The organism is Providencia sp. PROV202 (assembly GCF_028479565.1).
GTDB classification, from domain to species: domain Bacteria; phylum Pseudomonadota; class Gammaproteobacteria; order Enterobacterales; family Enterobacteriaceae; genus Providencia; species Providencia zhijiangensis.
This window is the reverse complement of record NZ_JAMPNV010000006.1, coordinates 16,874-39,546: the sequence shown is the minus strand read 5'-3', so window position 1 is coordinate 39,546 and position 22,673 is coordinate 16,874. Positions and strand designations below refer to the sequence as shown.

Genomic DNA, 22,673 nt, shown 5'->3' with positions numbered 1-22,673 from the left:
CCTTTTACAGTGAGCAGGAGACGCAGCCTTCGACTTCGGTGCCTTCAAGTGCAGTCTGACGTAATCGAATGTAATACAAGGTTTTGATCCCTTTTCGCCATGCGTATATTTGGGCTTTATTGATATCGCGGGTGGTGGCATTGCCATCAAAAAATAGGGTTAGTGATAAACCTTGATCGACGTGCTGAGTGGCCTCGGCATAGGTATCAATAATTTTCTCAGGACCTATTTGATAAGCATCTTGGTAGAATTCGAGATTCTCATTCGTCATAAAAGGAGCAGGATAATAGACACGACCAATTTTCCCTTCCTTGCGAATTTCAATAGGTGCTACTACGGGATGAATGCTGGAGGTAGCATTATTGATATAAGAGATAGATCCTGTTGGCGGAATGGCCTGCAAGTTTTGATTGTAAATTCCATGGGTCATCACGGACTGTTTTAATGTCTGCCAGTCCGCCTGTGTTGGTATTTCGATGCCCGAACGTCGGAATAATTCCTGCACGGTTTGGGTCTTTGGTGACCAGGTTTTGTTGATATATTTATCAAAATACTCGCCACTGGCGTAGGTGGACATTTCAAAACCATCAAAGGTTTGTTGACGTTCAATAGCCAATTGGTTAGAGGTTTTTAAGGCGTGGTATGCCACGGTGTAAAAGTAGATATTAGTAAAATCTAACCCTTCTTCAGAACCATAATGAATATGTTCACGGGCTAAGAAACCATGCAAATTCATTTGCCCTAAACCAATGGCGTGAGATTGTTGGTTGCCTTTGGCTATGGATGGAACAGAGCGAATATTGCTCATATCAGAAACGGCAGTGAGGGCGCGAACAGCCGTATCAATCGAGCGTGCAAAATCAGGGGAATCCATGGTTTTGGCGATGTTCATGGAGCCTAAATTACAACTAATATCTTTACCAATATGTTGGTAACTTAAATCCTCTTCATAAAGGCTAGGCTGGTTTACCTGTAAAATCTCAGAGCACAAGTTACTCATATTGATTCGACCTGCAATGGGATTGGCGCGGTTAGCCGTATCCTCAAACAAAATGTAGGGATAGCCAGATTCAAATTGAATTTCAGCGATAGTCTGGAAAAACTCTCGTGCATTAATTTTGAATTTCTTGATGGCTTTGTTATTTACCATTTCATGATATTTTTCTGTCACGCTGATTTCAGACATCGGTACCCCATAGACTTTTTGGATGTCATAGGGGGAAAACAGGTACATATCTTCATTATTTTTAGCGAGTTGGAAGGTGATGTCGGGGATCACGACGCCAAGCGAAAGCGTTTTAATACGAATTTTTTCATCCGCATTTTCCCGTTTGGTATCTAAAAATCGCAGGATATCGGGGTGGTGAGCATGAAGATAGACCGCACCAGCACCTTGTCTTGCTCCTAGCTGATTGGCATAGGAAAACGCATCTTCCAGCATTTTCATCACTGGAACCACGCCAGACGATTGGTTTTCTATCTGTTTAATTGGCGCGCCTTGTTCGCGCAAATTACTCATCAAGAAAGCGACTCCACCGCCGCGCTTAGAAAGCTGTAACGCTGAATTCACGGAGCGCCCGATAGATTCCATATTATCTTCTATGCGCAGTAAAAAGCAGGAAATAAGCTCACCTCGTTGCTTTTTGCCGCCATTAAGGAATGTGGGAGTGGCTGGTTGAAAACGTCCGCTAATGATTTCATCCACTAAGAGAGTCGCGAGGAATTTTGAGCCTTGGGCTAAAGCTAGGGCAACCATACAAACGCGGTCTTCATAACGTTCAAGATAGCGCTCGCCATCGAAGGTTTTTAGGGTGTAGCTGGTGTAATACTTAAAGGCACCCAAAAAGGTTTGGAAGCGAAATTTGTGGGCGTAGGCTTGTTTGAAAAGCTGTTTAATAAATGGGAAATCGTATTGTGCGAGCACCTCTTCTTCGTAGTAATTTTCGTTGACTAAGAAATCGAGTTTTTCTTTTAGGTCATGAAAAAAGACCGTGTTTTGATTTACATGCTGGCGGAAATAGAGATGCGCGGCTTGTTTGTCTTTATCCAGCTGTAATCGGCCTTCATTATCATAAAGGTTTAGCATCGCATTGAGCGCGTGATAGTCCGCATTGTTATTATGATTATTATTTTGCTGTGGGTTATCCATTGATCTGCTCCTTTGTGTGAGCCCAGAATGTTTTTAATCCTTGTTTTACAGATTGCACATCGCGCTCTGTGCCTAATAATTCAAATCGGTAGAGGAAGGGGATTGCGCATTTTTGAGCGACAATGTTGCCAGCAATGGCATAAGCCTCGCCAAAGTTGGTATTGCCCGCGGCGATGACTCCGCGAATTAACGCACGGTTTGCCTCGATATTGAGAAAGTGCACCACTTCTTTAGGCACGGCTCCATGAGCGGTTCCTCCGCCATAAGTCGGTAGCAACAGTACATAGGGCTGTGAGGCGAGAAGCGCATTTTCAGGTAGATGACCTATGGGAATGCGAGTGGCTGGCAATTGCAATTTTTCGACGAATCGATGGCAATTACCTGAGCGACTCGAGAAATAAATTAGCGGTTGAGTGGTCATTTCAACCTCACTTACTCAATCAATGAATTGATTTTATCGGGGCGGAAGCCAGACCAATGCTGCTCTCCTACAATGACGACAGGAAGCTGCTGATATCCTAGTTTTCTTATGAACTCAATGGCTTGGTTGTCTTCAGAAAGATCGATAATGGTGTACGATAATTGCTTGCGTTCAAACGCTTGGTAGGTGGCATTACATTGAACGCAGTTGGGCTTACTATAAATGGTAATCTCAGTCATTTTTTTCACCTTAACATTTTCAGAACGTGGTAGTTACGTAATGGTGGTGTGTTGAAGATGATTGAATCCTATATATAGATAAAAAATATTTCAACCATACAATATATAGTGATTTCTTTATTTGAATGATAATCATTCAAATTATTGTCTATGCTGTTATTAACATTGGAAATAAAAAAATTCAGGGGGAGATGATTCAGTTAGCTACACTGAGAAAAAATATCATTGCAAAGTAGAAATAATTTACCTTATAACTGTATATACAATCAGGTAAATGAATACTTTTGAGGAGATGTTATGTACCATCAATATTTAGTAGCCCCAGAAAACTTTCCGAAACCGTGGATCCATATTACGGCTGATGATGAAGGTGTGACGAGTATCTATTTTGTTGATGAAAAAACGGAGAAGGAGTCGAAAAACGAATTCTCAAAGCAGTGTGCGAAAGAACTAAAAGAATATTTTAATCATAAGCGGAAAGTGTTTTCGGTTAAATTGAATCCACAAGGTACTGAATTTCAGAAAAAAGTCTGGAAGCATTTGTGCGAAATTCCTTATGGTGAGCGCTGGAGTTATAAAGATCTCGCCTTAAAACTGGGCTCGGTTAACTATTGTCGAGCAGTCGGTATGGCCAATTCTCGTAATCCTATATCTTTGATTGTGCCTTGCCATCGTGTTTTAGGACATGACGGAAAGCTGGTGGGTTACACGGGAGGATTGGATATTAAAGATTGGTTACTTATTCATGAGAAGTAAACGCTAAAAAATTAACCATGAGTAATACTTACCTTTGCATTAATTACTATTATTAAGAATTATCCCCGTTTTCTGGGCGAAAAAGGTGGATAAATAATATTTTTTTATCATTTAAATCAATTTTCGTGATCTAGGTTGTAGACAAGCCAGTTATATATTTGATGTACTGAGCTTGATACAGATGGTGTGTCTATTTTATTTTAAAGGTAATATTTGATGTCTAAAGTTAAAGGTAACGTTAAGTGGTTCAATGAGTCCAAAGGTTTTGGTTTTATCACTCCAGAAGATGGTAGCAAAGATGTTTTTGTTCACTTCTCTGCAATTTCTGGCGACGGTTTCAAAACCTTAGCAGAAGGTCAAAAAGTTGAATTTGAAATCACTGAAGGCGCGAAAGGTCCATCAGCTGCTAACGTTGTCTCTTTGTAATTAAATACTTAGAAACGAACAGCACTGAACTCGCACTAGCTTTGCTAGCGCGAGTTTTTTTATGGTTAAAATTGACCTAATGATATTTTTTATTGGTGATAAATTAGGTAACTAATAAAAAACCCCAATGTGTAGTCATTCACAATTGGGGTTTCTTTTAATCACTATTTTGACGAAAAGATTAATATTATTTAACTTCTTCGCCTTTTGCTTGTAGATCGGCATGATAGGAAGAGCGCACAAACGGGCCACAGGCTGCGTGAGTGAAGCCCATATCCATCGCTGCCTCTTTCATTTCATCGAACTCAGCAGGGCTTACATAGCGTTTAACGGGTAAATGGTGGCGGCTTGGCTGCAAGTATTGCCCCAACGTTAACATAGTTACGCCATGACGACGCAGATCACGCATCACTTCAATGATCTCTTCATTGGTTTCCCCTAAGCCCACCATTAGGCCGGATTTTGTTGGGATTTCAGGGTGCGCTTCTTTGAATTTTTCCAATAATTTCAGAGACCATTCGTAGTTAGCACCCGGGCGAACTTGGCGGTAAATACGCGGTACGTTTTCAAGGTTGTGGTTAAACACATCCGGTGGTGTCGCGGTGAGAATTTCTAATGCGCGATCCATACGTCCTCGGAAGTCAGGGACGAGAGTTTCAATTTTAATGGTCGGGCTTTTTTCTCGAATGGCACTGATACAGTCAGCGAAGTGCTGAGCACCGCCATCACGTAAATCATCACGGTCAACGGAGGTAATAACCACATATCGCAGTGCCATATCTTTGATGGTTTGCGCTAATTTTACTGGTTCATTCGCATCAGGGGCATTTGGTCGACCATGGGCAACGTCACAGAATGGACAACGGCGAGTACAGATCGCACCTAAGATCATAAAGGTGGCGGTTCCGTGATTAAAACATTCAGAGAGGTTAGGACAGGAAGCTTCTTCGCAGACTGAGTGCAGGCCATTTTTACGCATTGCGGCTTTAATGCCTTGAATTCGCGTAGAATCAGCTGGCAATCTGATTTTCATCCAGTCAGGTTTACGTAGAATTTCTTCACGTTCCGTCACCACGTTTTTAACAGGGATCAGTGCCATTTTATCGGCGTCACGGTATTTAATTCCACGCTCGATCTGAATTGGTTTACTCATAATGTGCCGGTTCCAGTTATCTGTTTGCCATTAAAATTTTTTTGAAAAATGTTAAAAAATTATAGCATTATTATTGAACAATATGAAATCCAAGTGTGTCACAGAACTGACTAATAAGCACTGGCTGAACATCGTTTAATGTAATGTTTGGCGACAGTGCTCTCACTTGTGTCATTTTCAATTCACTATAACCACAAGGGTTAATGCGATTAAAAGGCTCGAGATCCATATCCACATTCAGCGCCAATCCATGGAATGAACAGCCTTTTCGAATACGTAAGCCAAGGGAGCAAATTTTGTCTCCGTTGACATAAACGCCGGGTGCATCAGGGCGCGGATACGCACTAATATTAAAATGGGCGAGGGTATTGACCACGCAATTTTCTAGGGCGCTAACAAGCTCACGGACACCAATGTGGCTACGTTTTAGATCTATCATCACATACATGACTTGCTGACCGGGACCATGGTAAGTCACTTGTCCACCGCGATCGCTTTGGATAACAGGGATATTTCCTGGCGCGAGAAGGTGTTCGGCTTTGCCAGCTTGCCCTTGGGTAAATACAGAAGGGTGCTGAACCAGCCAAATTTCGTCGCAGGTATCAGGGGTGCGGGATTCAGTAAATTGGTGCATTGCCTCAGATGTGCTCTCGTAGGGAGCCAGACCTAAGTCGCGGATGATGATGCTATTCTTCGACAAAATTCGGTGTCCACAGGCTGTAAAGATGAATGGCAGTATAACGCTGTGAACGCGTTACCACCAGTTTGTCTTGTTATTAACTTGTTATTTTTTAGCTGATATTGCGGATAATAAAAAACCGAGCCGGAGGCTCGGACAGACCATTGACAAACCCATCAGGTTTGGAAATGGCTCTTTTGGGTTGTAAAACTAACAAGGAAAATCAATTTATTGATTTTCGCCTGATAACACAAAGAGGGAAAAACCACGCTTTTATCCCTCTTTGTCATTAACTTACCGAGCCGGTGGCTCGGTTTTTTTGTTGCTAATTACAGCACAACTTTCACTAACTCTAATGCGCCTAACTCAGTATAGAGCGTTTCAACTTGCTCAATATGAGTAGCGTTAATCGTAATAGATACAGAATGGTAGTTGCCTTTGCTGCTCGGTTTAACGTCTGGTGCATAATCACCTGGAGCATGGCGTTGAACCACTTCAATGACTTGGTCAACTAATTCTGGCTGCGCTAGGCCCATCACTTTGTAGGTCAATGGACATGGGAACTCAAGCAGTTCACCTAATTTCGTTTTCATGGGCACTCCTAAAATATTGATTAGCGCCTGCATAAAAATTGGCTGGAAGAAAATAGATTTCGCCAGCCAATTCATTCCCCATCAGGGTTTGTATTTCACTACAGGCTTTCAGATACAAACTATATGGGGTTAACTGATTTCAATTTCAAGTATTAACCAAACCAACGATGGAATAATAGTTTGATGTAGTCGATTAAACGGCTGAAGAAACCACCTTCTTCAACATCTTTTAATACCGCTAAAGGACGCTGTTCGATGGTTTTACCGTCTAATTGGAAGCTAATCGTTCCCACTTGCTGGCCTTTTTTCAGTGGCGCTTCGATTTCAGTGGTAGTTAATTCGTAGCTTGCTTTTAAGTCTTTTAAACGACCGCGAGGGATCGTGAGGTACAGGTCTTCAACCACACCTAGTTTAATTTCGCTGTCATCGCCAAACCAAACTGGGGCAGTGGCAAATTCGACGCCAGCTTGCAGTGGTTTCACTGTTTCATAGAAGCGGAAGCCGTAAGTCAGTAATTTTTTGCTTTCTGCATCACGACCTTTGCTGCTCTTTCCACCCATAACGACGGAAATAAGACGCATATCGCCATCTTTTGCGGAGGCAACTAAGTTATAACCTGCTGCATCAGTGTGACCCGTTTTGATCCCATCAACCGCAAGGCTCTTATCCCATAACAGACCATTACGGTTAGTTTGGCGGATATTGTTAAATGTGAATTCTTTTTCTTTATAAATTTCGTACTCTTCCGGCACATCACGGATCAGCGCTTGCCCAATCAACGCCATATCACGAGCAGAGCTGTATTGACCCTCTGCATCGAGACCATGAACGGTTTGGAAGTGCGTATTTTGCAGGCCCAGTTTATTCACGTAGGTGTTCATCAAGTTAACAAAGTTAGCTTGGTCCCCCGCGACATAGTCAGCCATAGCAACACAGGCATCATTACCGGATTGTAAGTTAATACCACGGGTTAGCTGAGAGACACTCACGCGATCCCCAGGCTTTAAGAACATTAATGAAGAGCCTTTGAAAATTGGGTTGCCTGTCGCCCATGCATCATCACCCACGGTGACCATGTCATTCGCGCCAATTTTACCTGATTTAATGGCTTGGCCGATGACATAGCTCGTCATCATTTTGGTCAAGCTAGCAGGGTCGCGGCGCTGATCTGCATTACTTTCGGCAAGCACTTTACCTGAATTGTAATCAATCAAGATATACGCTTCAGCATCGATAGCTGGAGCCGCAGGAACTGAAGTATTTGGAAACGCTTCGTTTGCATTTGCAAAAGTGACAGTAGAAACGATCAGTGCAGAAGCCAGCGCAGTCTGACGCACGATTTGTGGCAGAAAGACATTGCGTGATGAGGAGACATTTTTCATGGTTGTATCATTACATCCAACATTCGGTTAACACAAGAAAGCGCAGTTTAGCAAAAGTTCGAAGGCAGATAAAAGAAGCTCTTGCGCTGTGCAGATAAATTTACGTTAGTTTATACCCGTTGTACTTTAAGTTGCAGGGGGAGCTATCAATAATTTCCCCCAGCAACGTAAATTATTCGGTCATTGAGTGATTAAGGGGCAACAACCATGGATTGTTGATTGCGCTCAGACTGCAAACGAGATTGTATCTCTACGGCTTGTTGTCTCGTTGCAAAAGGCCCTAATTGAACACGGTAGATGCCATTGTAAGGCTGTAGACGACCCGGTACGTTAAACTGATTTTTTAAGTTATCCAACATACTCTGTGCATTGGCTTTGCTACTGATAGCACCAGCTTGAACTAAAAAACCACGTTCAGGAACGGATTCTGTTGCCGTTGTTTTCGGTGCAACTTGAGGTTCTGGTTGCTTGATGTTCATATCCGGCATCGTTGGTTGCATAGGTTCCGCAGGCTGTTTTACAGGTAAGGCATTACTTGGCGCTGGGGATTCTTGCATCACCGGTGTTCCTAATGGACCGGAGCCTAATTGTGGACGATCCGGCAGGGCATAACTTTGTTTAACAAAGTTTGAACCTACAGTTCCAGGTCCAGATAAGCTTCCATCTGGAGCAACTTGGATGGCATCAATTTTAATTTTTGTGGTCGTCATCAGATTTAAACGATCGGCGACTGCACGGGATACGGCAATACTTTTACCGGGAGTATAAGGACCACGATCATTAATGCGAACTACCATCATACGTCCGTTCATCATGTTGGTGATACGGGCATAACTAGGAATAGGTAGTGTAGGGTGAGCCGCGGTTAATTCTACTGGGTTAGCGCGTTCACCAATGGCAGTCAATTGGCCGGAAGCTTCTTGACCATAGATTGAAGCATAGCCCACTTGGGAAAATTGCGCGGGTTCACGGACAATTTGGTATTGCTTGCCATTACGCTGGTAATCATTATTTGCCGTTGGGTGATAAGGCTCATAATGTGGCTCAGCACCCAACACATCTTGTGTAGGGACATTGGTGGGGACTGTTGGCTGCTGCTTAACGTTTTCGTTAATACACCCACTGAGTAATGTGGTTGCCATGGCGAGCATAATCCATTGTAAACGCATACTAAGCCTCATTTTATAAACTCTTAGATAAAAATTTTCTGTGGGTATGGATAGACATGATAATACCGAATCCAGCCATTAAAACAATTAAGGCTGAGCCCCCATAACTCACTAAGGGGAGGGGAACTCCCACGACAGGTAGAATACCACTCACCATACCAATATTAACAAACACATACACAAATAGGATTAGGATTAATCCGCCGACCATGACTCGTCCGAAGGTGTTTTGCGCATTTGCTGCAATGTATAGCCCACGAATAATCAATAGGATATAAAGACCCAATAAGATCAAGACACCAATCAATCCAAGCTCTTCAGCTAATACAGCGAAAATAAAGTCGGTGTGACGTTCAGGTAAAAATTCTAGCTGAGACTGAGTACCTTCCAACCAGCCTTTACCCATTAAACCGCCAGAACCAATCGCAATTTTAGATTGGATGATGTGATAGCCTTTACCTAACGGGTCACTTTCTGGGTCAAGTAGCATCATGACTCGCGCTCTCTGATAGTCATGCATTAAGAAGAACCAGAGCATCGGAATAAAGGCGGCAACGGCGACGGCAGCAACGGCAATTAAACGCCAGCTCATTCCCGCTAAAAATAGGACAAATAGCCCTGATGCAGCAACAAGGATCGAGGTACCCAAATCGGGTTGAGCCGCTACCAGTAATGTTGGGACAAAAATAAACACGAGAGCAATACAGGTATTTTTAAAGGATGGCGGGCATGAGTCGCGGTTCATAAAGCGAGCGACCATGAGCGGTACTGCGATTTTCGCAATCTCTGACGGTTGGAATCGTACAAAGCCCAAATCTAACCAGCGCTGAGCCCCTTTACTGATTTGCCCAAACACATCAACGAAGACTAATAGAATCACGCAGAAAATAAACAGGTGTGGCGCGAGGCTTTCATACATGCGAGGTGGAATTTGCGCCATCACGATCATCACGACAAAACCGGAAAAAATTTGCCCTAGTTTTCGCTCCATCATATCAGGATCTAACCCGCTAGCGCTCCACATGATGAAGGCGCTATAAGCGAGTAAGGCGATGATGATTAATAACATAGGCACATCAATGTGCAGACGTGTTGATAGTGATAATTTTCTCTTATCGTCAGTCATGATTAACGATCTTCCTCTGCACTGGCACCCGTACTTTCGACTTGGGTTTTGTTATCACCTAACAGGACATGGTCAAAGATTTGGCGAACAATATCACCAACTGCAGGGCCTGCTCCCCCGTTTTCTAAAATAATGGCAACGGAAATAGTGGGTTTATCATAAGGTGCATAAGCAATCATTAGTTTATGGTCACGCAAGTGCTCGGCTAATTTGCTGGCGTTATAGGTTTCATAACTAAATACCTGCGCCGTTCCTGATTTTGCAGCCACTTTATAAGGCGTCCCAACGAAACTACGCTTACCGGTACCATTTGGCGCATTGGCTACGCCGTACATACCCGTTTTGGCCAGTTCCCAATATCCAGAATGGATATCGCCAATTTGTCGAGTTTCTTTGTCTTCATAAGGCACCATGGCATCACCAAGTTTGGTTCCATACAACAAATGAGGTGTTTTGACTTTTCCGTCATTAATCAACGTCATCAGTGCTTTAGACATTTGGATTGGTGTTGATGTCCAATAACCTTGACCAATCCCGACTGGGATGGTGTCCCCTTGGTACCATGGCTTTTTATAGCGTTTTTGTTTCCATTCACGGGTTGGCATGATCCCTTGACGCTCTTCGGAAAGGTCAATACCAGTATATTCCCCGTAACCAAATCGGGTCATCCATTCGGAAAGACGGTCAATCCCCATGTCATAAGCGACTTGGTAGAAGAAGGTATCCGCGGATTCAATGATAGATTTGACCACATTTAGTTTACCGTGTCCCCAGCGTTTCCAGTCACGATAGCGTTTTTCTGAGCCGGGGAGTTGCCACCAACCTGGGTCGTAGATTGTGGTGTTTGGCGTAATTACTTTTTCGCTTAATGCCGCGACAGAGATAAAGGGTTTCACCGTCGATGCGGGTGGATATAAACCCTGAGTCGCTCGGTTGATTAACGGTCTATTAGGGTTATTTAACAGGTCTTGATAATCTTTGTTGGAAATTCCGTTCACAAACAAGTTTGAATCGTAACTTGGTGTGGAAACTAAGGCGAGGATCTCACCATTACGCGGGTCTGTGACGACAACCGCAGCACGGCTGGTAGTGAGGATTTTCTCAATATAAGTTTGTAATTCAAGGTCGATAGTTAAATAAATATCACGACCTGCTTGTGGCGGCTGCTCGTGTAATTGGCGGATCACTCGGCCACGGCTATTCACTTCAACTTCTTCGTAGCCCGTTTTACCATGTAAAACATCTTCATAGTAACGCTCAATACCTAATTTACCGATATCATGGCTGGCAGCGTAGTTTGGTAATAACCCTTCTTTATCAAGGCGTTCGACGTCTTTATCGTTAATTTTTGCGACGTAGCCGATAACGTGGGTTAATGCGGAACCATACGGGTATGAGCGACGCTGGTAACTTTTCACTTCTAAGCCGGGAAAGCGATATTGATTAACGGCAAAGCGGGCAACTTGAACTTCATTTAGCTGCGTTTTCAGCGCAATAGAGGTAAAGCGGCGAGAGCGTTTACGCTCTTTTTCAAAGTTGGTGATATCTTCGTCAGTAAGGTCAACAACATCCCGTAGCTTGTCGAGTGTTTCCTGTAAGTCATCGACTTTTTCAGGAACAATTTCTAGCTGATAAAAGGTGCTATTGAGGGCTAATTGCGTGCCTTTTCGATCATAAATAATGCCGCGGCTAGGCGCAATCGGCACCAATTTAATGCGGTTATCATTTGAGCGTGTTTGGTAATCGTCATGACGGACGACTTGTAGATGATACAAATTGGTCACGAGGATTGAAGTAAGTATGACAATGACGCCGAAAGCAATTAATGCTCGGCGAATAAACAAAACTGATTCTGCGGTATGGTCGCGAAAAGGGGTGCGTTGTTGTTTCATCCCATTGCCATTGTGTACAAATTAATTCCTAACTATTCCCGATGATATGGGTGATTAGTCGTAATACTCCATGCCCGATAAAGACTTTCGGCAACAAGGACGCGAACTAGCGGATGGGGTAGTGTTAGTGGTGATAGCGACCAACTTTGTTCTGCGGCATCTTTACATGCCGGAGCAAGTCCTTCAGGCCCACCAATTAACAGACTGACATTACGACCATCTTGTTTCCACTTATCTAACTGTACGGCTAATTTGGGTGTATCCCAACGATCTCCTGGAATATCCAGTGTGACGATACGATTGCCTTTGCCGACAGCGGCAAGCATCAATTCACCTTCTTTTTCGAGAATGCGTTTGATGTCTGCATTTTTTCCACGTTTTCCTGCGGGGATTTCGGTTAATTCGAAAGGCATATCTTTGGGAAAACGGTGAAGGTAATCCATAAAGCCGGTCTGTACCCAGTCCGGCATTTTAGTTCCGACAGCGATGAGTTGTAATTTCAAACTCAGCTCCAGAGCTTTTCAAGTTCGTACATGCGGCGGCTTTCATCTTGCATGATATGGACGATGGCATCACCAAGGTCGACAACAATCCAGTCTGAAATGCCTTGGCCTTCAACACCGAGAGGCATTAAGCCATTTTTACGGCACGCATCAATTAAACGATCAGCCACAGACATCAGGTGACGAGTTGACGTCCCTGTGCAGATAATCATTTGGTCAGTAACACTTGATTTCCCATGGACATCGATCGAAATGATATCTTCAGCTTTCGCATCTTCAAGTTGATCGATAATAAATTGTTGGAGTTCAGTTCCTTGCAAAAGGTTCACCTTTCATTCAAATTGAGAGAATCTCTTGTTAAACACTATTCTTGTTAAAGACTATTCATCATTGTGCTTTCTAGGGGGATCCCCCTAGCAAAGTGCCGCCATTTTACCCCAGATTTTCACAAAAATCGGCTAAATTATTTTTTATTGGCGTAAGAGGGCAATTTATAGGGATATCTTATCCATTGGGCAAGACAATTATCGTAACTTTACAAATAAAATATCCCTATCTCTTGCGTATCAATATTCTAGAATAAGCGCTGAGTTGTGCAATTAATTAAATCGAAATTAAGTGAATAAAAGAGAATAAATTATTTGCTGACATTCCTATTTGGTTAATAGAAATAAAATTGCTTATTTTTGATACAAATGTTGCTGTTGAATATAGTGATAAACCACACGAGGCAGTAGATCCTCACAAGCCTGACCTTCGCTGAGTTGTTCACGTATTTCAGTTGCTGAAATATTAACCAGTGGTGTGTCACCAATAAAAATCGAACCACAGGGCGTTTGGCTCAATATTTGCGGGTCTTGTACTTGATGCTGTTGCAGCCACTGTTGCATGTCAGGATCGCTAAAATGTGTGGCGTAACCCGGTCTCGCACAGACCAGCAGATGGCATTTATCCAATAGCTGAGTCCAGCCATGCCAGGTATTAATGGATAATAGGGAATCTTGACCAATAATGAACGCAAGAGGCTGTTTCTGACCAAGCTCTTGACGCAATTCACTGAGCGTTTCGATTGTAAAAGAGGGGGTGTTTCGCTGGAGTTCTCGCGTATCAACAGTAAACAGCGGATTATTTTGAATGGCCAGTTTTACCATTTCTAATCGCTGGGTAGGGCTAGCTTCCGGTTGAGGTCGATGAGGTGGAACATGGTTCGGCAGCAAAATCACTTTTTGCAGTCCCACCTGATTAGCTAATGCTTCAACAGGGCGTAGATGCCCATAATGAATAGGGTCAAAAGTTCCCCCAAATAGCGCTTGTAGACCTTGTGGTTTAGCGTTCATCATTCATTACCATTTGATATCAGGTGACTTGTTTATCTGTGTTTTACTGAGCTACTGGCTATTATCGCGGCAAAATAAAATGTTCAGCATCGGTTTTACCGCATAACACCATGGAAAGAGATTGCAAATCCGGCCATGAAGAGTGAGAAAAATCCTGCTTAGTGTGAATTTCAGCTTGGGTGAGCAGCATTAACGCAGATTGTAATTGATGTAAGCTCAAACGTTGCAGTGCCTCGCCTAACAATCCTCGACGGTTTTGCCAAACTTTATGTTGGTCAAATAGCGTTTTTAATGAGGTGGTAGCGGATTGACGTTTTAACGTGATCAGCAACATTAATTCCCGTTGGATAGCTCGCAGTAAAATGACAGGTTCAACATCTTCTTGCTTGAGCTGTTCAAGGATATGCCATGAACGGCGCGGCTTACCCGCTAGGATCGCATCAACCCAATGGTAGGGCGTAAAGTGGGCGGAATCATTCACCGCACTTTCGACACGAGGGTAAGTGAGCTTTCCATCCGGATAGAGCAGGGAAAGTCTCTCCAGCGCTTGCGCTAATCCCAATAAATTACCTTCATAGCAATAGCAAAGTAATTGGTTTGCTTCAGTTTCTAATGAGAGCCGCATTTGGCTAGCACGTTTAGAGACCCACTGCGGCAAACGTTGGTATTCAGGGGTTAGGCAACTGACATAGATACCATCTTGGCTGATGGCTTTGAACCAAGCACTATTTTCTTGCGCTTTGGTGAGTTTATGTCCGCGTAGAACTAATAGCAGATCGGAATGAAGTAAACCTGCAAGCTGCGTTAGCTTGTCTGCCATCGCGGCATTCGGGCCATTTTCAGGCAAGAACAGGGTGAGCATTTGGCGACTGGCAAATAGACTCAGCGCTTGGCAGAGACTAAAAATTTCATCCCAATCCGTATTTTGCTCTAAAGCGAAAGTAAAATGCTCTTCAAAACCTTGCTGGCGTGCAACTTGGCGAATAGCATCTTGGCTTTCTTGAATAAGAAGGGGCTCGGAGCCCCAAATGAGATAGCGGCCTCTTAGAGACTCTTGTAACGAAGAGGCCAGCTGTTCAGGATAAATGCGTATCATTATTCGGCAACAGGTTTCTCAGCCGCTTGCGCTTTCGCTTTTTCTAACTCAGCACTGTGAACCAGAAGCAGTTTGCGCACGATGTTACGTGCTGCTTGTTGTTGCATCTCTTGCTTCACAATCTCGTTCTCAGCATCTTTTGCGAGCGCTTCTAACGGGTTATCAAAGAAAGTCCGCACAACTTTTGTTTCCAGCGGATAAATCGCGCCATCCGGCATTAACACTTGCGCCTTCATGACCAATGTCAGTTGTTTCTCCGCCGCTTTACCATCTTGATAAATCGAAACGGTATCGGTGCTTTCTGTTGAACCTACGATTTTCAAAATAGGCACATCAGCGCGACCAGAATCGAGCAGAGTCACGTTATTGAGTCGCAGCTGTTCCCTAACCACACGAGTTTGGTAACTGTACGGGTCGCCAGAACTTAACTGTAATGTTTTCAATTCTTCGGGAAGTTGCGTGGTTCCTTGAAGACGAAAACCGCAACCTGCGGTGACGAGCACCGACAGGCTGAGAAATAGAGTTATCAGATAGCGCACTTGGGCTCCTTATCAGCCAACAACTAAGTTCAGTAATTTACCAGGTACGTAAATGACTTTACGGATGCTAACGCCTTCGAGGTATTTCGCGACGCTGCCTTCTTGTGATGCCATTTCCAGAACGAATTCTTGGTTAGCATCGGCAGGAACGGTAATACGACCGCGTACTTTGCCGTTAACTTGAACAACAACCAGTTTGGTATCGTCGATCATGGCTTGTTCATCAGCCACAGGCCAGTTTGCAAAATCGATATCGTCATTGTGACCTAATGCTTTCCACATTTCGAAACAGGCGTGTGGAATGATTGGCGACAACATCAGCGTGATAGCATCCAGAGATTCTTGAACTAAAGCGCGGTCTTGCTCAGTTTCTTGCGGAGCACGAACTAACTTGTTCATAAATTCCATGACCGCTGCGATAGCAGTGTTGAATGCGTAACGACGACCCACATCATCAGTCACTTTCGCGATGGTTTTATGTAAGTCGCGACGTAAATCTTTTTGTTCTGCGGTTAATGCGCTGATGTCTAATGGCTGAGTTGCACCTTTTTGTGCGTGTTCATGAACTAAACGCCATACACGACGAACGAAACGGTTAGCCCCTTCAACGCTAGACTCTTGCCACTCCAGAGTTAATTCTGGTGGCGCGGCGAACATCATGAACAGACGGACGGTATCAGCACCGTATTTTTCGACCATTAATTGCGGGTCGATACCGTTATTCTTAGATTTAGACATCTTGCTCATACCAGTATAAACCAGTTCATGGCCTTCGCTGTCTACTGCTTTAGTAATGCGGTTTTTGTCATCACGTTCAACAATTGCATCCGCAGGAGAAACCCATACACGATGACCATCGCTACCGGTGTAGTAGAAGGCATCAGCCAGAACCATACCTTGGCACAGTAAACGTTTTGCTGGCTCATCAGAGTTCACCAGACCTGCATCACGCATTAATTTGTGGAAGAAGCGGAAATACATTAAGTGCATGATGGCGTGTTCAATACCGCCGATGTATTGATCCACTGGCAGCCAGTAGTTTGCTGCTTCTGGGTTCAACATACCATCATCGTATTGTGGGCAAGTGTAACGTGCGTAGTACCAAGATGATTCCATAAAGGTATCGAACGTATCGGTTTCACGCAGCGCTGGTTGACCATTAATGGTGGTTTTTGCCCACTCAGGATCCGCTTTAATCGGGCTAGTGATGCCGTTCATGGTGACATCTTCCGGTAAAATAACCGGTAATTGGTCTTCAGGAACTGGAACTACGGTACCATCTTCTAAGGTTGCCATTGGAATTGGCGCGCCCCAGTAACGTTGACGGGAAACACCCCAGTCACGTAAGCGATAATTGACTTTGCGTTGACCCGCACCAAGCGAAACCAGTTTATCTGCGATCGCGTTGAAGCCCGCTTCGTTGCTTAAACCAGTAAACTCACCTGAGTTGATCAGGGCATTTTTCTCAGTCATCGCTTCTTGAGATAAGTCAGGCGTATTGCCTTCAGCATCTGCAATCACTGCTTTGATTGGCAGATTGTATTTATGAGCAAATTCCCAGTCACGTTGGTCGTGAGCTGGAACGGCCATCACTGCGCCTGTGCCGTATTCCATCAGAACAAAGTTCGCGACCCAAATTGGTAATTTTTCTTGGGTTAATGGATGAACGACATACAGACCTGTTGCCAGACCTTTTTTCTCCATGGTTGCCATATCCGCTTCCGCAGTTTTTGTATTACGGCACTCATCGATAAAGTCGGCTAATTCGCTATTCGCTTTGGCAGCTTCTTGCGCTAATGGGTGACCTGCTGCAACCGCGACATAGGTTGCTCCCATAAAGGTATCTGGGCGGGTCGTGTAGACGGTTAATTTGTCTGCACGGTCGGCAACATCAAACGTGATTTCCACACCTTCTGAGCGACCAATCCAGTTGCGCTGCATGGTTTTAACTTGTTCTGGCCAATCTTCCAGTTTGTCCAAGTCATTGAGCAGCTCTTCAGCGTAGTCGGTGATTTTAATAAACCACTGAGGGATCTCTTTACGCTCAACTTGGCTATCGCAGCGCCAGCAGCAGCCGTCGATAACTTGTTCGTTTGCGAGAACGGTTAAGTCGTGTGGACACCAGTTTACTGCGGAGGTTTTTTTGTAGACCAAGCCTTTTTCATACAGCTTAGTGAAGAACCACTGTTCCCAACGGTAATATTCTGGCGTACAAGTGGTCACTTCGCGGTTCCAATCGTAACCGAAGCCCAGCATTTTCAGCTGACCTTTCATGTAATCGATATTGGCGTAAGTCCATGGTGCAGGCGCAGTGTTATTTTTAACAGCAGCCCCTTCAGCTGGCAGACCAAACGCATCCCAACCAATTGGTTGCAGAACGTTTTTACCCAGCATACGCTGGTAGCGGGAGATCACGTCACCAATGGTGTAGTTACGAACGTGGCCCATGTGTAGTCGACCAGAAGGGTAAGGTAGCATGGACAGGCAGTAGTATTTCTCTTTGCTGTTGTCTTCTGTCACTTTGAACGTTTGGTGTTCATCCCAGTGACGCTGTACTTTAGGCTCTATATCTTCTGGACGATATTGTTCTTGCATGGCACCGATAATCCTATGGTGAATAATCGCTACAGTTTAGTCTGTAGCAGGTGAATGTCTTTTCTATAAAATGGATCCGCATAGCATAGCGGATCACACATGAAAACAACAATGCCGAAAGCCATTGTGTCTGTAAAAAACGATGAATCGTCGATTAGATGAATTTACAGGGACTTGGTCTTGCTGTTTCAGCTGTTTGTTATATTTTGTGCTACAAAGTGGTTGGCGATACGTTGATATTGCCATACGTTGATGAAACTAAGAGCGCGCACAAAATAATAAGCGTATCGCCTATCATAATTCAATTTACTATCTAAAACTTGAACTATTTCAGGGTGAATTTGCCTTGTTCAAGGTTTTGTTTGAACTTAGAACACGTTAGAGAATTTTTTAAGAGATTTCAAGCGCGGAAAAGTGCCAATTAAGAAAACGAGGTGAATTTTGTGTGGGTAAGAAAAGCTGAGAGAGAAGTTGCAAAAAGCCCTGTCGGACTTTCTGCAACCTAAAACGAGATTAATGTAAGATTTTTGCCAGAAAATCTTTCGCGCGGTCTGATTTCGGATTAGCGAAGAAATCCTCTTTTTTACTGTCTTCGATAATTTTCCCTTCATCCATAAAAATCACGCGGTTAGCCACTTTTTTCGCAAAGCCCATTTCGTGCGTTACCACCATCATGGTCATACCTTCATTCGCTAACTCCACCATAACATCCAGCACTTCGTTGATCATTTCTGGATCGAGGGCAGAAGTTGGCTCATCAAACAGCATGGCAATCGGATCCATACACAGCGCGCGAGCGATGGCGACACGTTGCTGTTGACCACCAGAGAGCTGTGCAGGGAATTTATTGGCATGGCTCGCCAATCCCACACGCTCCAGTAATTTTAAGCCTTTAGCTTCAGCGGCTTTTTTGTCGCGATTTAACACTTTAACTTGCGCTAATGTTAGGTTCTCAATAATGGAAAGGTGAGGGAACAGTTCAAAGTGTTGGAACACCATGCCGACTTTTGAGCGCAGCTTCGCAAGGTCAGTTTTTTTGCTATTAACTTGGATATCGTTAACGAAAATTTCACCCTGTTGAATTGGCTCCAACCCATTTACTGTTTTTATTAATGTGGATTTACCAGAACCAGACGGCCCGCATACAACCACAACTTCGCCTTTTTTGACTTCAGTTGTGCAATCTGTGAGCACCTGAAATTGGCCATACCATTTCGATACATTTTTCAGGGTAATCATGAAATAGTCCTTTTCTTAAGATAATTCACCAGCATTGAAGCGCCGAAACTGAAAATAAAGTAGATGAGTCCCGCAAAGAGTATCATTTCGACTTGCGTACCGTCACGCTCACCAATATTGGTCGCGGTTCTGAAGAAGTCGGTTAGCCCAAGAACATACACTAAAGAGGTATCTTGGAATAATACAATACCTTGGGTCAGCAATAATGGCACCATCGCTCTGAACGCTTGCGGTAATACGACTAAACGCATGGTTTGCATTTGGGTCATACCTAAAGCGAGGGAGGCGCTTGCCTGACCTTTCGAGATACTTTGAATACCTGCACGGATAATTTCAGAGTAGTAAGCCGCTTCAAAAAGACAGAAGGCTACCACTGCGGATATTAAACGAATATCATTTTTTGGTGATAAGCCTAGAACATTTTGTAATATGTTAGGCACAACTAAATAGAACCAAAACAGTACCATAACTAATGGAACTGACCGGAAGGTGTTGACGTAAAAGGCCGCCAGCCAACGCAGTGGCTTAATGCTGGATAAACGCATAACGGCGAGTACGGTTCCCCATAAAATCCCAACCACAATGGCAGCGGCCGTAATTTTGGCTGTGATAATAAAGCCATCCACTAAGAATGGGATGCTTGGCTCAATGGAACTCCAATCAAATTGATAAGCCATCTTAGCGTCCTCCTAGTGTGCCGGGTAAGCGCACTTTGCGCTCAAGCAAGCTCATTAGCAGCATAATAATCAAGTTGATACCGACATATGCGAGCGTGATTGCTGTGAAAGATTCCCAAGCATGGGCGGAGTAATCGAGTAATTTTCCTGCTTGAGCCGCCATATCCACTAACCCGATAGTGGATGCGATAGCGGAGTTTTTCACCAAGTTCAGCATTTCCGAAGTCATCGGCGGTAAAATGACGCGATAAGCATTCGGGAGCAGCACATAACGATAGGTTTGTGGCAGAGTTAGCCCCATCGCAAGCGCGGCATTACGTTGCCCTCTTGGTAGAGATTGAATCGCAGCACGAACTTGCTCGGTCATTCGCGCAGCCGTAAACAAGCCAAGGCATAGCATGGAAGAGAGGAAAAACTGGTAGTTAGGATCTAACTCCATTTTAAACCAATCGCCGATGGATTGAGGTAGCAGTTCAGGGATCACTAAATACCAAGTGAAGAACTGAACAATCAGCGGAACGTTACGGAATAATTCAACGTAAGCAGTCCCTAAAAAGGCTAAAAAGCGATTAGGTACTGTGCGTAAAATACCGAAGAATGAGCCAACTAGAAAGGCGATGATCCAAGCGCAGATGGATAGCGTGACAGTGACTTCTAAACCAGATATTAGCCACCCTAAATAGGTGGTATTCCCAAATGGGGCATTCTCAAGGAATATCCCCCAGTTCCAATTAATTGACATAATATGACTTCCTGTGGGCAATTTGATTGTCCCGAATACCGCAATAAGAGAAAGCAAGGCGGGAACGACCGCCTTGCGACTCCTACTTCAGTAACACCCTGTTTGTCTTTTTTATTAGTTTAATGCTTTATCGTTTGGTGATTTGAACAGCGCTTTCATTTCATCAGATAACGTAAACTTCAGATTCAGGTTCTTCGGTGGGATTGGTTGATTAAACCAGCGGTCGAATGATTTTTCCGCTGCGCCAGATTTTTGTGCAGTTGAGATAGTTTCATCAACTAATGCTTTGAATTGTGGGTCATCTTTACGCAGCATACAGCCGTAAGCTTCTTCAGTTTGCGGTTTTGCTACGATTTCCCAGATATCCGGTTGTTTCGCTTTTGCGCGCTCACCAGCTAATAGGGCATCATCCATCATAAAGGCAACCGCACGACCAGATTCTAAAGTACGGAATGAGTCACCGTGGTCTTTAGCACTGATAATGCGCATCTTCATGTTTTTCTGATCATTTAACTGATTCAGGATCACTTCTGACGTTGTACCTGAGGTTACAACCACGTTTTTGCCAGCCAAATCAGCAAAATCTTTGATACCGGAGTCTTTTTTCGCGAGCAGGCGAGTTCCGACCACGAAAATAGTATTAGAGAAGGCTGCTTGTTTTTGTCTCTCTAGGTTATTTGTTGTGGAGCCACATTCGAAATCAAATGTGCCGTTTTGCAGTAATGGAATACGGTTTTGCGAGGTGATAGGGATCAATTTCACCTGTAAATCAGGCATATTGAGTTTCTTTTTCACTGCATCAACAATGAGGTTGGAATAGTCTTGTGAGTAGCCAACAACTTTCTGATTATTATCATAGTAAGAAAATGGCACTGACGATTCGCGGTGACCCACGACAATCACACCGTTATCTTTGATTTTTTTCAGAGTACCGTTTAATTCTTCTGCTTGAACTGCGCAGGTTGCACCCAAAAGCATCATTGTTAAAACAAGCTTGCTAATACGCATAATTACAGCTCCTTTAGAACATCGGTGTCAATCCGCCATATTTCGAGGTGTGTGTTTTAACGATACATTACTCGATTTATTTTGGTTTTGTGGTGTTGTGTTTGCAGATGTTTCGTGAGGTTTTCATCATGACACGATCATCGGCTGTATGTTTTATTATTGTTAAAAAGTAATTAAAAAATATGAGTTTTGAAAACGAATTGTTTTAAATTCGGGAGCTGTCTCGCATATTATTTAGGCAGTTGTGAACTGCGACACCAATAAAGAGACAAACTGCCGAAACTCGACTATCGTGCACCGAAAGTGTGCAAAATAGTTTCGTTTTCTATTTATTAAGTAAGTAGCAAGTTCTGTGCCGCTTTTCAGATAAAATGCAAAAAATAGTGAATTTTATAGATGAGAACTGTTTGTAAAGTTAGATGATGGTGCTTGTGTTGCTTATTTGCCTGTGTAAGATGTAACCTGTTATTAACTTAATTAGCTAATTATTGTGAATTCAGGAAGATAATCTGAGACAGACATGACGAGGTCGATGAAGCTAGGTAAAGGATTAGTGCTGTTTGCCTGTCTGATGGTGTTGGTTTGTATGAATCAAAGAGCCGTCGGGGAGCGTCTATTCGCCTCAATGTTGACATCTACTTCGACACAGGCGTCTGCGGTAGCGAATCAAATCCAGCTCTCCTCAGAGCATTATCTTTCTGATATAAATGAACAAAATAGCAAGCCCGTTAAACTTTCAACGTGTGAATTAAGTTCCAAATCACTCCTTACTCTTGTTCCTGCTGTGATAGAGCCTCTCTTTTTTATATTTCTTTCTTTAGCGGCATTCGCTATCTTTTGCACTAGGCTATTTATATATAGAGCAAACCGTGAAGAGAGCCATTCCCCACCTGGCGTTCGGCGTCATCTACAATTCTGTAATCTTCGGGATTAGAAAGCCGCGGCTTATTGT

23 protein-coding genes are annotated in these 22,673 nt (G+C 43.6%); 3 read left to right on the top strand and 20 right to left on the bottom strand.

Annotated elements, in window-relative coordinates; genetic code table 11:
* Window positions 1-4 precede the first annotated feature (4 nt).
* The 3 genes from nrdE to nrdH are packed head-to-tail and all read right to left on the bottom strand — an operon-like array spanning window position 5 to window position 2,809.
* Entirely contained in the window at window positions 5-2,149 is a 2,145-nt protein-coding gene (gene nrdE, locus PR799_RS04415; protein WP_272521342.1) for a class 1b ribonucleoside-diphosphate reductase subunit alpha, read from the bottom strand.
* Window positions 2,142-2,570 carry a class Ib ribonucleoside-diphosphate reductase assembly flavoprotein NrdI gene (nrdI, locus tag PR799_RS04410; RefSeq protein WP_272521341.1) on the bottom strand — a complete coding sequence of 143 codons (429 nt, stop codon included), beginning with the start codon at window positions 2,568-2,570 and terminating at the stop codon, window positions 2,142-2,144. Before nrdI ends, nrdE begins: the two co-directional genes overlap by 8 nt.
* Before the next feature lie 11 nt (window positions 2,571-2,581).
* Window positions 2,582-2,809 carry a glutaredoxin-like protein NrdH gene (gene nrdH, locus PR799_RS04405; protein WP_154628721.1) on the bottom strand — a complete coding sequence of 76 codons (228 nt, stop codon included), beginning with the start codon at window positions 2,807-2,809 and terminating at the stop codon, window positions 2,582-2,584.
* Window positions 2,810-3,106: 297 nt separating this feature from the next.
* Here nrdH and PR799_RS04400 point away from each other — a divergent pair, with 297 nt between their 5' ends.
* Entirely contained in the window at window positions 3,107-3,565 is a 459-nt protein-coding gene (locus PR799_RS04400; RefSeq protein WP_154604608.1) for a methylated-DNA--[protein]-cysteine S-methyltransferase, read from the top strand.
* A gap of 216 nt (window positions 3,566-3,781) precedes the next feature.
* A complete protein-coding gene (gene cspE, locus PR799_RS04395; RefSeq protein WP_006662336.1) occupies window positions 3,782-3,991 on the top strand; it encodes a transcription antiterminator/RNA stability regulator CspE in 210 nt (69 codons plus the stop codon).
* Window positions 3,992-4,178: 187 nt separating this feature from the next.
* Here cspE and lipA read toward each other — a convergent pair whose 3' ends face one another.
* From lipA to PR799_RS04310, 17 genes are all read right to left on the bottom strand, one after another.
* Window positions 4,179-5,144 carry a lipoyl synthase gene (lipA, locus tag PR799_RS04390; protein WP_154604609.1) on the bottom strand — a complete coding sequence of 322 codons (966 nt, stop codon included), beginning with the start codon at window positions 5,142-5,144 and terminating at the stop codon, window positions 4,179-4,181.
* 70 nt (window positions 5,145-5,214) lie between these two features.
* Complete coding sequence (lipB, locus tag PR799_RS04385) at window positions 5,215-5,778, bottom strand: lipoyl(octanoyl) transferase LipB (protein WP_230086623.1); 564 nt, start codon at window positions 5,776-5,778, stop codon at window positions 5,215-5,217.
* 374 nt (window positions 5,779-6,152) lie between these two features.
* Window positions 6,153-6,416, bottom strand: coding sequence for a DUF493 family protein YbeD (gene ybeD / locus PR799_RS04380; protein WP_006662335.1), 264 nt, complete (start codon window positions 6,414-6,416; stop codon window positions 6,153-6,155).
* Between the two features lie 152 nt (window positions 6,417-6,568).
* The gene (dacA, locus tag PR799_RS04375; protein ID WP_154628718.1) at window positions 6,569-7,798 is read right to left on the bottom strand and encodes a D-alanyl-D-alanine carboxypeptidase DacA; all 1,230 of its coding nucleotides are present in this window, start codon (window positions 7,796-7,798) and stop codon (window positions 6,569-6,571) included.
* 191 nt (window positions 7,799-7,989) lie between these two features.
* Window positions 7,990-8,967, bottom strand: a complete 978-nt coding sequence (gene rlpA / locus PR799_RS04370; RefSeq protein ID WP_154628717.1) for an endolytic peptidoglycan transglycosylase RlpA — start codon at window positions 8,965-8,967, stop codon at window positions 7,990-7,992.
* A 13-nt stretch (window positions 8,968-8,980) separates the two neighbouring features.
* Window positions 8,981-10,093, bottom strand: a complete 1,113-nt coding sequence (gene mrdB, locus PR799_RS04365) for a peptidoglycan glycosyltransferase MrdB (protein WP_272521340.1) — start codon at window positions 10,091-10,093, stop codon at window positions 8,981-8,983.
* Window positions 10,094-10,095: 2 nt separating this feature from the next.
* Entirely contained in the window at window positions 10,096-11,985 is a 1,890-nt protein-coding gene (mrdA, locus tag PR799_RS04360; protein ID WP_272521339.1) for a peptidoglycan DD-transpeptidase MrdA, read from the bottom strand.
* A 32-nt stretch (window positions 11,986-12,017) separates the two neighbouring features.
* Entirely contained in the window at window positions 12,018-12,488 is a 471-nt protein-coding gene (gene rlmH, locus PR799_RS04355) for a 23S rRNA (pseudouridine(1915)-N(3))-methyltransferase RlmH (protein WP_006660942.1), read from the bottom strand.
* Window positions 12,489-12,490: 2 nt separating this feature from the next.
* Entirely contained in the window at window positions 12,491-12,817 is a 327-nt protein-coding gene (rsfS, locus tag PR799_RS04350; protein WP_080675589.1) for a ribosome silencing factor, read from the bottom strand.
* Window positions 12,818-13,168: 351 nt separating this feature from the next.
* The gene (nadD, locus tag PR799_RS04345) at window positions 13,169-13,825 is read right to left on the bottom strand and encodes a nicotinate-nucleotide adenylyltransferase (protein ID WP_154628773.1); all 657 of its coding nucleotides are present in this window, start codon (window positions 13,823-13,825) and stop codon (window positions 13,169-13,171) included.
* Between the two features lie 61 nt (window positions 13,826-13,886).
* Entirely contained in the window at window positions 13,887-14,921 is a 1,035-nt protein-coding gene (gene holA / locus PR799_RS04340; RefSeq protein ID WP_154628713.1) for a DNA polymerase III subunit delta, read from the bottom strand.
* Entirely contained in the window at window positions 14,921-15,460 is a 540-nt protein-coding gene (gene lptE, locus PR799_RS04335) for an LPS assembly lipoprotein LptE (RefSeq protein WP_272521338.1), read from the bottom strand. Before lptE ends, holA begins: the two co-directional genes overlap by 1 nt.
* 12 nt (window positions 15,461-15,472) lie before the next feature.
* Complete coding sequence (gene leuS, locus PR799_RS04330) at window positions 15,473-18,055, bottom strand: leucine--tRNA ligase (RefSeq protein WP_272521337.1); 2,583 nt, start codon at window positions 18,053-18,055, stop codon at window positions 15,473-15,475.
* A 513-nt stretch (window positions 18,056-18,568) separates the two neighbouring features.
* Window positions 18,569-19,294 carry an amino acid ABC transporter ATP-binding protein gene (locus PR799_RS04325; RefSeq protein ID WP_036947670.1) on the bottom strand — a complete coding sequence of 242 codons (726 nt, stop codon included), beginning with the start codon at window positions 19,292-19,294 and terminating at the stop codon, window positions 18,569-18,571.
* Window positions 19,291-19,971, bottom strand: a complete 681-nt coding sequence (gltK, locus tag PR799_RS04320) for a glutamate/aspartate ABC transporter permease GltK (protein ID WP_154628712.1) — start codon at window positions 19,969-19,971, stop codon at window positions 19,291-19,293. The genes PR799_RS04325 and gltK overlap by 4 nt, the downstream gene beginning before the upstream one ends.
* A 1-nt stretch (window position 19,972) precedes the next feature.
* A complete protein-coding gene (locus tag PR799_RS04315) occupies window positions 19,973-20,713 on the bottom strand; it encodes an amino acid ABC transporter permease (RefSeq protein ID WP_006662330.1) in 741 nt (246 codons plus the stop codon).
* 114 nt (window positions 20,714-20,827) lie between these two features.
* Window positions 20,828-21,721: an amino acid ABC transporter substrate-binding protein gene (locus PR799_RS04310; RefSeq protein ID WP_154628710.1), complete on the bottom strand. Its 894-nt coding sequence runs from the start codon at window positions 21,719-21,721 to the stop codon at window positions 20,828-20,830.
* 520 nt (window positions 21,722-22,241) lie between these two features.
* On the opposite strand from PR799_RS04310, the gene PR799_RS17655 reads away from it, so the two are divergent.
* On the top strand, window positions 22,242-22,655 hold the full coding sequence (locus PR799_RS17655) for a metal resistance protein (protein WP_442959387.1): 414 nt from the start codon (window positions 22,242-22,244) through the stop codon (window positions 22,653-22,655).
* Window positions 22,656-22,673 lie beyond the last annotated feature (18 nt).

Excerpts from the sequence above, each read along its gene's own strand:
- nrdE (WP_272521342.1), bottom strand. The coding sequence starts at position 2,149 with ATGGATAACCCACAGCAAAATAATAATCATAATAACAATGCGGACTAT.
- nrdI (WP_272521341.1), bottom strand. The coding sequence starts at position 2,570 with ATGACCACTCAACCGCTAATTTATTTCTCGAGTCGCTCAGGTAATTGC.
- nrdH (WP_154628721.1), bottom strand. The coding sequence starts at position 2,809 with ATGACTGAGATTACCATTTATAGTAAGCCCAACTGCGTTCAATGTAAT.
- PR799_RS04400 (WP_154604608.1), top strand. The coding sequence starts at position 3,107 with ATGTACCATCAATATTTAGTAGCCCCAGAAAACTTTCCGAAACCGTGG.
- cspE (WP_006662336.1), top strand. The coding sequence starts at position 3,782 with ATGTCTAAAGTTAAAGGTAACGTTAAGTGGTTCAATGAGTCCAAAGGT.
- lipA (WP_154604609.1), bottom strand. The coding sequence starts at position 5,144 with ATGAGTAAACCAATTCAGATCGAGCGTGGAATTAAATACCGTGACGCC.
- lipB (WP_230086623.1), bottom strand. The coding sequence starts at position 5,778 with ATGCACCAATTTACTGAATCCCGCACCCCTGATACCTGCGACGAAATT.
- ybeD (WP_006662335.1), bottom strand. The coding sequence starts at position 6,416 with ATGAAAACGAAATTAGGTGAACTGCTTGAGTTCCCATGTCCATTGACC.
- dacA (WP_154628718.1), bottom strand. The coding sequence starts at position 7,798 with ATGAAAAATGTCTCCTCATCACGCAATGTCTTTCTGCCACAAATCGTG.
- rlpA (WP_154628717.1), bottom strand. The coding sequence starts at position 8,967 with ATGCGTTTACAATGGATTATGCTCGCCATGGCAACCACATTACTCAGT.
- mrdB (WP_272521340.1), bottom strand. The coding sequence starts at position 10,093 with ATGACTGACGATAAGAGAAAATTATCACTATCAACACGTCTGCACATT.
- mrdA (WP_272521339.1), bottom strand. The coding sequence starts at position 11,985 with ATGAAACAACAACGCACCCCTTTTCGCGACCATACCGCAGAATCAGTT.
- nadD (WP_154628773.1), bottom strand. The coding sequence starts at position 13,825 with ATGAACGCTAAACCACAAGGTCTACAAGCGCTATTTGGGGGAACTTTT.
- holA (WP_154628713.1), bottom strand. The coding sequence starts at position 14,921 with ATGATACGCATTTATCCTGAACAGCTGGCCTCTTCGTTACAAGAGTCT.
- leuS (WP_272521337.1), bottom strand. The coding sequence starts at position 18,055 with ATGCAAGAACAATATCGTCCAGAAGATATAGAGCCTAAAGTACAGCGT.
- PR799_RS04325 (WP_036947670.1), bottom strand. The coding sequence starts at position 19,294 with ATGATTACCCTGAAAAATGTATCGAAATGGTATGGCCAATTTCAGGTG.
- gltK (WP_154628712.1), bottom strand. The coding sequence starts at position 19,971 with ATGGCTTATCAATTTGATTGGAGTTCCATTGAGCCAAGCATCCCATTC.
- PR799_RS04315 (WP_006662330.1), bottom strand. The coding sequence starts at position 20,713 with ATGTCAATTAATTGGAACTGGGGGATATTCCTTGAGAATGCCCCATTT.
- PR799_RS04310 (WP_154628710.1), bottom strand. The coding sequence starts at position 21,721 with ATGCGTATTAGCAAGCTTGTTTTAACAATGATGCTTTTGGGTGCAACC.
- PR799_RS17655 (WP_442959387.1), top strand. The coding sequence starts at position 22,242 with ATGACGAGGTCGATGAAGCTAGGTAAAGGATTAGTGCTGTTTGCCTGT.